Source organism: Staphylococcus coagulans (assembly GCF_002901995.1).
Classification (GTDB): domain Bacteria; phylum Bacillota; class Bacilli; order Staphylococcales; family Staphylococcaceae; genus Staphylococcus; species Staphylococcus coagulans.
The window spans coordinates 1-6913 of record NZ_PPQN01000039.1; the positions used below are offsets into that span (position 1 = coordinate 1).

Sequence of the window (6913 nt, forward strand, 5' to 3'; positions counted from 1 at the left end):
CTTTCTTCAAAGAGTCAATATGATTGTTATACATTGGTAGGTCATAGTTTTAAAAAGGTATATTATTATGTAATAATGATTTTTATAGAATAAGTTTAATTCCTGATTTTATATTCAAACAATTGTAAAATTTAAAAAGTTACGGTAATATAGACGCATGGGCTTTGACAGTCCATGCGTATCTTTTATACTCAATACAATTTCATATATTCTTTCGGGGCTGGGTGAAATTCCCAACCGGCAGTAAATTAAAGCCTGCGACCCATATTGCAAAGCGATATGGCTGATCTAGTGAGAATCTAGAGCCGACAGTTAAAGTCTGGATGGGAGGAAGAATAGGTATGGCAATTTCACAAAGTATTGTGAAGCTTATTTGTCGTACCAAATGATATATGAATCCGACTATCTTTAAAGAGATAGCGATTTTTAATTCCCACTACTCGATTTTAAACGAGTGGTTTTTTTATTGAGGTGAAAGATTGGAAAATTATTTAGAGCAAGCAATACTACTCGCACAAATGGTCAACGGCCAAACAGGAACGAATCCTCCTGTAGGCGCTGTTGTTGTTAAACACGGTAGAATCATTGGATTAGGCGCACATTTGAAAAAAGGCGACAAACATGCTGAAATTCAAGCCATTGATATGGCTGGTGAAGCAAATGTAAAAGATGCATCGATTTATGTATCATTAGAGCCTTGTTCTCATTATGGAAGTACACCGCCTTGTGCCAAAAGAATCATCGACACAGGGATTAAAAAGGTGGTATACGCAGCTAAAGACATCACTTTAGATACGGCGGGTCACCAAATGATGGTGGAAGCGGGTATTGATGTAGAATACCGTCCGATGAAACAAGCCTTGGATTTATATGCTGACTTTTTCAAAAGTAAATCAGAGGGACGACCTATTGTAACTGTCAAAGTCAGTGCAAGTTTAGATGGCAAACAAGCTACAGATCTTGAAGAGAGTCAGTGGATTACTTCAAAAGCTGTGAAGCAAGATGTTTTTAATTTGAGGCATAATCATGATGCTATTATCACTGGTAATGGGACGCTTCGCAAAGATAATCCAAGTTTGACAACGCGTATCGAAGATGGACATCATCCGGCAAAGGTCATTCTTTCGCGTTCTGGTGACATAAATTGGAATGTGCAACTCTTTAAAGATGAAACGACACCGATTTATATTTATACCGAAAACCATAGTTTAACATCGACAGAAGACCATATTCATATTATTAAAGCGAATCAATTAAATATTGATTTTATATTAAAAGATTTATTTCAAAAAGGTTTTGGTCGGATACTTGTTGAAGCCGGACCGAACGTGACATCACAATTTTTAGCGTCACTTGATGTGACAAACTTCATCCTATATTTAGCCCCGAAAATCATAGGTGGTCAAGGTAAATATCAATTTTATCAAACAAATGATGTAATGCCTTTAGACCAACTACCACAATTTGAAATTGTACACAGTGAAATAATAGATACCGACATGAAATTACGAATGAAGAGGAAGTGAATCCATGTTCACAGGTATCGTTGAAGAAATAGGTACAATTGAAAAAATTCAAAAGCAAAACCCCACAACTGAACTGACTATACAGTGTCAACATATATTAACGGATATGCATATTGGTGATTCCATAAGTGTCAACGGCACGTGCTTAACGGTAACAACTTTTAATGCACACAGTTTTTCAGTGGAAGTTATTTTAGGTACTGAAAATAAAACATATCTTGCTGAACTTAAGACAGGCGATAAAGTCAATCTTGAGCGCGCGTTATTAGCAACTGGCCGCTTAGGAGGTCACTTTGTGCAAGGCCATGTAGACGGGAAAGGTCGTATCAAACAAATTCAATCATCACAAAATGAATGGATTTATACGATTGAAGCACCTACTCATTTAATGGAACAAATGATTTCACAAGGCTCTATTGCTGTTGACGGTATCAGTTTAACGATTTTTAAAAAGCACCCTCATGCTTTTGATATTCATTTAATTCCAGAAACAAGAAAATCTACAACTTTATCTACGAAGAAACAAGGAGATCCTGTTCATTTAGAGACGGACATGTTATTTAAATATGTCCAATCGATAACAACACAAAAATCAGACTTATCAATGGAAGATTTGTTGAAAGCAGGATTTTAATGGAGGCGTAAGTAATGAAATTAGATACAATTGATGAAGCGCTCAGAGCTTTAAAAAATGGAGAAATGATTATTGTTGTAGACGATGAAGATCGTGAAAATGAAGGCGACCTCGTTGCTATAACGGAGTGGATGCACGATGACACCATTAATTTTATGACTAAACATGGAAGAGGACTTATATGTGCACCTATCACAAAAGAAATCGCTGAAAAAGCAGGATTGGATGGAATGGTTAAACACAATAATGATCCGCATGGCACTGCTTTTACACAAAGTATTGACCATATTCAATCGACCACTGGAATTAGCGCTTATGAAAGGATGCATACTGCGCGAGCTTTAATCGATGAACAAATGGACCAATATACCTTTAATCAACCGGGCCATTTATTTCCGTTGATTGCAAAAAAGCATGGTGTTTTAGAACGTCGTGGTCATACAGAAGCCACAACTGATTTAGCACGGTTAACAGGTGCTACACCTGCAGGATTAATTTGTGAAATTATGAATGAAGATGGAACAATGGCTAAAGGCGCGCAACTTGACCAGTTCAAAGAGATGCATCAATTGAAAATGATTTCTATTGAGGATCTTGTTGGATACATTAAAGTGAATCGCAAAATCATAACTGAGCAAGCGAAAGTTAAGTTACCTACGCGATTTGGTGCTTTTGATATGTATGGATTTACTTCTAATATAGATGGTACCGAACATTTAGCTATTGTTAAGGGTGAAATTCACCCAACGATGAATGTACGTATTCATTCTGCTTGTGCTACAGGAGATATTTTTCATAGTGCACGCTGTGATTGTGGAGATCAACTTGAAGCAGCAATGGCCTATATTGAACAACATGGTGGTATGATTTTATACTTACCCCAAGAAGGTAGAGGCATTGGCTTAATGAATAAATTAAAAGCGTATGAACTGATTGAGCAAGGCTATAATACGGTTTCCGCTAATGAAGCGTTAGGTTTTGAACCAGATTTAAGGGAATACGATATCGCTGCACAGATACTAAGACACTTTAATGTAGATCATGTGCATTTATTGAGCAATAATCCAGAAAAATTTCATGGATTAAAACGCTATGGGATTCAAATTGGTAAGAGAATTCCACTCATAGCTGAAGAAAATGAACACAATCATGATTATATGCATGTCAAAAAAACACAAATGGGGCATATGATTTAAATATAGGAGGTACAAAAAATGAAATTTGAAGGTCAACTTATAGGTAAAGGTTTAAAAATAGGAATTGTCGTAAGTCGCTTTAATGATTTTATCACTGGTCGCTTAGTCGAAGGTGCGCTTGATGCTTTAAAACGCCACCAAGTCGAAGCTGACGATATTGATATTGCTTATGTACCGGGGGCATTTGAACTTCCAATTGTGGCCCAAAAAATGGCACAAACTCAAAAATATGATGCGGTAATTACGCTTGGCTGCGTGATTCGCGGTGCAACATCTCATTATGATTATGTTTGTAATGAGGCTGCTAAAGGCATAGCTAAAGCGGGAGATGATACAGGTATTCCTGTAATATTTGGTGTTTTAACAACTGAAAATATTGAGCAAGCAATTGAACGTGCAGGTACAAAAGCAGGTAACAAAGGTGCAGAAGTCGCAGTAGGCGCAATAGAAATGGCTAACTTACTGAAACAGTTTTAATGAAATATAGTTCGCGTGTTTCAATTTCGTAGCGATTACAATTTTTTTATAATTGAAAATGATAATTTGGAGTGGCGCTAAGACACGATATCAATATAGGCGACCACACCGTTTTGTTAACGTGATATCAATAAATAGAAGCCACAACAGCTATGATTAAGGCATGTTGTGGCTTTCTAAAATTGACATGAGCGTCAGACAATTTTATTTATTTTTTAATAGCTTAAATAATGTTCCGACTGCGAGTCCAATTGCCCCTATAGAGAGTAGGACTTTTGGTTTAACAAATTCTTTGAAGGCTAATGTTAGGTTTTGAGGTCTTTCCGCTAATCGTCGCATAAAGTAACCAAACCAATCATCACCATAAGGGACATAAATCGTAAAATTATATCCTTCCTTTGCAATCGCCTCTGCTAAATCGCTTCTAAATCCATACAACATTTGAAATTCGAATTGAGATTTATCAATATGATTGTCCTCAACAAATTTTTTAACATGGTTAATTATTTTGTGATCATGAGTAGCAATTGAAGTGAAGCTTTTAGAATTTAACAATCTTTTTTCGATAAGTCGAATATAATTTTGATCAATTTCTTCCTTAGTTTGATAGGCGATATGTGGTGATTCTTTATAGGCACCTTTTACTAGGCGTAAGCGGAGTTCAGGATATTTATCGATGAGTACATCTGCTTTAAATAAGTAAGCTTGAATCACTGTTCCAATATTTAAATAATTGGATTTTAATCGATCTAAAGTTTGTGTAATATCGAAAAGGCTATCATACTTTTCTGTATCGATGTTAATATGCATATGATCATAGCTATTTGCTTTCGAAACAATTTCTTCAATGCTTTCAAAACATAAGGCACGATTAAATTCACTACCTAACTGGCTGAGCTTAACCGACATATGCGCGTTGAGTTGATTTTCGTGAATCGCATCCATAACTTTTAATATATTTTCTTTAGCTGCAATTGCATCTCGCTCATTATTTACAAACTCACCCAGATTATCGACTGTTGCTGCGATATTTTTGTCGTTTAATTTCTTAATCGTAGTGACAACCTCTTCTATCGTATTACCAGCAACAACTCTATTTGCCCCTAATGAAGGTCCTACAGTTTTTGCTAATGAGTTTAAATAAGCATTGTTTGATAGTGTAATAAAAAAGTTTTTGATTAAGCTCATTTCAATTCCTCCCATATCCTTTGTTCATTGTCATAATGATAGTGTATCATGAACAGATAATGGAAGAAAACGTTTTCATAGTACATAATTACAATTTTAGCGCGTATTTTTCTTTTAGAATTATGAATATTTAAATTCTTTATTTGTTTCTTGTGACTAAGATGATAAATTTTGTGAAGCGGTGAGTGGTGGTTTCTGTAAATCAGTATCAATCGGTTCTTGTGCTAGTGCTAAAAAGAGGGGCATCATAAGCAAAAACAATAAACTAATCACACATTTAACGATGATTTTCATTAACGACACCTTCAATTTAAATTTATTTTCAACTAAAACGTATCATACGATTATCAAGTAGGTGTGAATATGTTGTAAAGATGTGCTTTAAAAAGTAAACAGCGCCAAATATTAACGTAATGTAAAGTCCACAATTGAAACTTTACGATATCTTAAAATTTCAATCGGTATGTGCGTGTTAAAATAAGAGTGAAATCTTTTTAAGGGAGATTATGACATGTTTAGAGATATGGCATTTTATATATTTGGGACGCAGTTAGATACGTTTGTACAGTACTTTGTTTTTGAACTTATTATTTTAGTTCTGATTGGATTAATTGTGGGGGTGCTTACACACCGAATGTGGCTTGTAGCTGTTGTAATTATAGGATTAAATCTTATTGATGCTGGCATTATAGCACATTTTAATGTTTCTCAAGGAGATGGCTCACTGGTTGGTCAATTTTTCTTAATGTTAGTCGCAAAATTTTTCCCAACTTTTTATGAATTACTTTTAGCAATTTTATTATTACGTTTACCATTCATACGTAAAACTTTTAAATTATCTTAACGATGGAAAGAGCAACATCATAGTAAATATTTAAAGTCACACGCGCTTTTTTTATATTCGTCAGTGACTCATATCAACAGGATAGAAAATTTACGTCTCATGTAGATTTCTATCCTGTTTTTATGATTTCCTTTTTATTCGCAAACTCGAATAAAATCACGCTATAATAAAAAAAAGAACGTAAAGGAAGGGTAATGTTGTATGTGGAAATGGGAAACAGATAGTAAAGCTAAAGGCGTCATCGTTATTGTTCATAATATGTTAGAACATACAGGAAGATACGCCTATGTCATTACACATTTAAAGCGTAATGGTTATCATGTGATTATGGGCGATTTACCTGGGCAAGGACAAACGTCACGTATGAATAAGGGGCAAATCGAAAGCTTTGAAATCTATCAAGAACGGGTACTTGAGTGGATTGAAATTGCAGAAGCGTATCATCTTCCTACATTTATTATTGGGGTCGGATTAGGTGGACTCATTTGTGTCAATCTATTAGAAAAAGTGCAACTTGATATTGAAGGATTGATTTTAATTTCCCCATTAATGGCTTTTCATAATAGCAATAAGACACGTAAAAATTTCTTAACAGCGAACATAGGTGATGTCTCTAAAAGTGCAAAATTTGATCTCGGTTTTCAAGTAACTGATTTGACTCGAAATCCTGAAGTTCAAGAGGAAACAATAAATGATGCAATGATGTTAAAGAAAGTAAGCTACCATTGGTACAAAGAAGTTATCAGAACAATGAAAGAAACTGCGGATCATATGGATCAATTCATGCGCATTCCGATGTGCGTCATGTATGGTACAGAAGATGTGATTTCAGATACAAAAGTAATTTATCAATTTGTGAATAATCTCAGTTACGATGAACTTTATTTTAAAGCGTGGGAAGGTTTAGCGCATGAAATTCATAATGAGCCTGAACGCGAAGCCGTTATGCGTTATATCCTTAGCTTTTTAAATAATAAAGTTTTTACAGCAGGATATTTAATCGATGACGAAAATAGTATTAAGTAATTATTTTAAACATTTTACATAC

8 protein-coding genes and 1 riboswitch are annotated in these 6913 nt (G+C 34.8%); of the genes, 6 read left to right on the forward strand and 2 right to left on the reverse strand.

What is annotated here, in order from left to right; genetic code table 11:
- Positions 1–206: 206 nt before the first annotated feature.
- Positions 207–339: riboswitch (FMN riboswitch) on the forward strand.
- Between the two features lie 140 nt (positions 340–479).
- Genes ribD through ribH form a run of 4 tightly spaced genes read left to right on the forward strand, consistent with a single transcriptional unit; the run spans position 480 to position 3833 of the window.
- Positions 480–1526, forward strand: a complete 1047-nt coding sequence (ribD, locus tag CD118_RS08515) for a bifunctional diaminohydroxyphosphoribosylaminopyrimidine deaminase/5-amino-6-(5-phosphoribosylamino)uracil reductase RibD (protein WP_103356564.1) — start codon at positions 480–482, stop codon at positions 1524–1526.
- A 4-nt stretch (positions 1527–1530) separates the two neighbouring features.
- Positions 1531–2160 (forward strand): riboflavin synthase, encoded by a 630-nt coding sequence (locus tag CD118_RS08520; RefSeq protein WP_050330632.1) that lies wholly within the window; start codon positions 1531–1533, stop codon positions 2158–2160.
- 14 nt (positions 2161–2174) lie between these two features.
- Positions 2175–3356, forward strand: coding sequence for a bifunctional 3,4-dihydroxy-2-butanone-4-phosphate synthase/GTP cyclohydrolase II (locus tag CD118_RS08525; protein WP_050330633.1), 1182 nt, complete (start codon positions 2175–2177; stop codon positions 3354–3356).
- Positions 3357–3374: 18 nt separating this feature from the next.
- Positions 3375–3833: a 6,7-dimethyl-8-ribityllumazine synthase gene (ribH, locus tag CD118_RS08530; protein ID WP_103356565.1), complete on the forward strand. Its 459-nt coding sequence runs from the start codon at positions 3375–3377 to the stop codon at positions 3831–3833.
- A gap of 204 nt (positions 3834–4037) precedes the next feature.
- Here ribH and CD118_RS08535 read toward each other — a convergent pair whose 3' ends face one another.
- Complete coding sequence (locus CD118_RS08535; protein WP_103356566.1) at positions 4038–5021, reverse strand: proline dehydrogenase family protein; 984 nt, start codon at positions 5019–5021, stop codon at positions 4038–4040.
- Positions 5022–5177: 156 nt separating this feature from the next.
- Positions 5178–5315 carry a hypothetical protein gene (locus CD118_RS12020; RefSeq protein ID WP_169925600.1) on the reverse strand — a complete coding sequence of 46 codons (138 nt, stop codon included), beginning with the start codon at positions 5313–5315 and terminating at the stop codon, positions 5178–5180.
- Between the two features lie 217 nt (positions 5316–5532).
- Between CD118_RS12020 and CD118_RS08540 the strand changes: the two genes are divergently transcribed.
- A complete protein-coding gene (locus tag CD118_RS08540) occupies positions 5533–5865 on the forward strand; it encodes a hypothetical protein (protein ID WP_050330636.1) in 333 nt (110 codons plus the stop codon).
- A 201-nt stretch (positions 5866–6066) separates the two neighbouring features.
- On the forward strand, positions 6067–6891 hold the full coding sequence (locus CD118_RS08545; protein ID WP_103356567.1) for an alpha/beta fold hydrolase: 825 nt from the start codon (positions 6067–6069) through the stop codon (positions 6889–6891).
- Positions 6892–6913: the final 22 nt, after the last annotated feature.

Excerpts from the sequence above, each read along its gene's own strand:
- CD118_RS08540 (WP_050330636.1), top strand. The coding sequence starts at position 5,533 with ATGTTTAGAGATATGGCATTTTATATATTTGGGACGCAGTTAGATACG.
- CD118_RS08520 (WP_050330632.1), top strand. The coding sequence starts at position 1,531 with ATGTTCACAGGTATCGTTGAAGAAATAGGTACAATTGAAAAAATTCAA.
- ribH (WP_103356565.1), top strand. The coding sequence starts at position 3,375 with ATGAAATTTGAAGGTCAACTTATAGGTAAAGGTTTAAAAATAGGAATT.
- CD118_RS08535 (WP_103356566.1), bottom strand. The coding sequence starts at position 5,021 with ATGAGCTTAATCAAAAACTTTTTTATTACACTATCAAACAATGCTTAT.
- CD118_RS12020 (WP_169925600.1), bottom strand. The coding sequence starts at position 5,315 with ATGAAAATCATCGTTAAATGTGTGATTAGTTTATTGTTTTTGCTTATG.
- CD118_RS08545 (WP_103356567.1), top strand. The coding sequence starts at position 6,067 with ATGTGGAAATGGGAAACAGATAGTAAAGCTAAAGGCGTCATCGTTATT.
- CD118_RS08525 (WP_050330633.1), top strand. The coding sequence starts at position 2,175 with ATGAAATTAGATACAATTGATGAAGCGCTCAGAGCTTTAAAAAATGGA.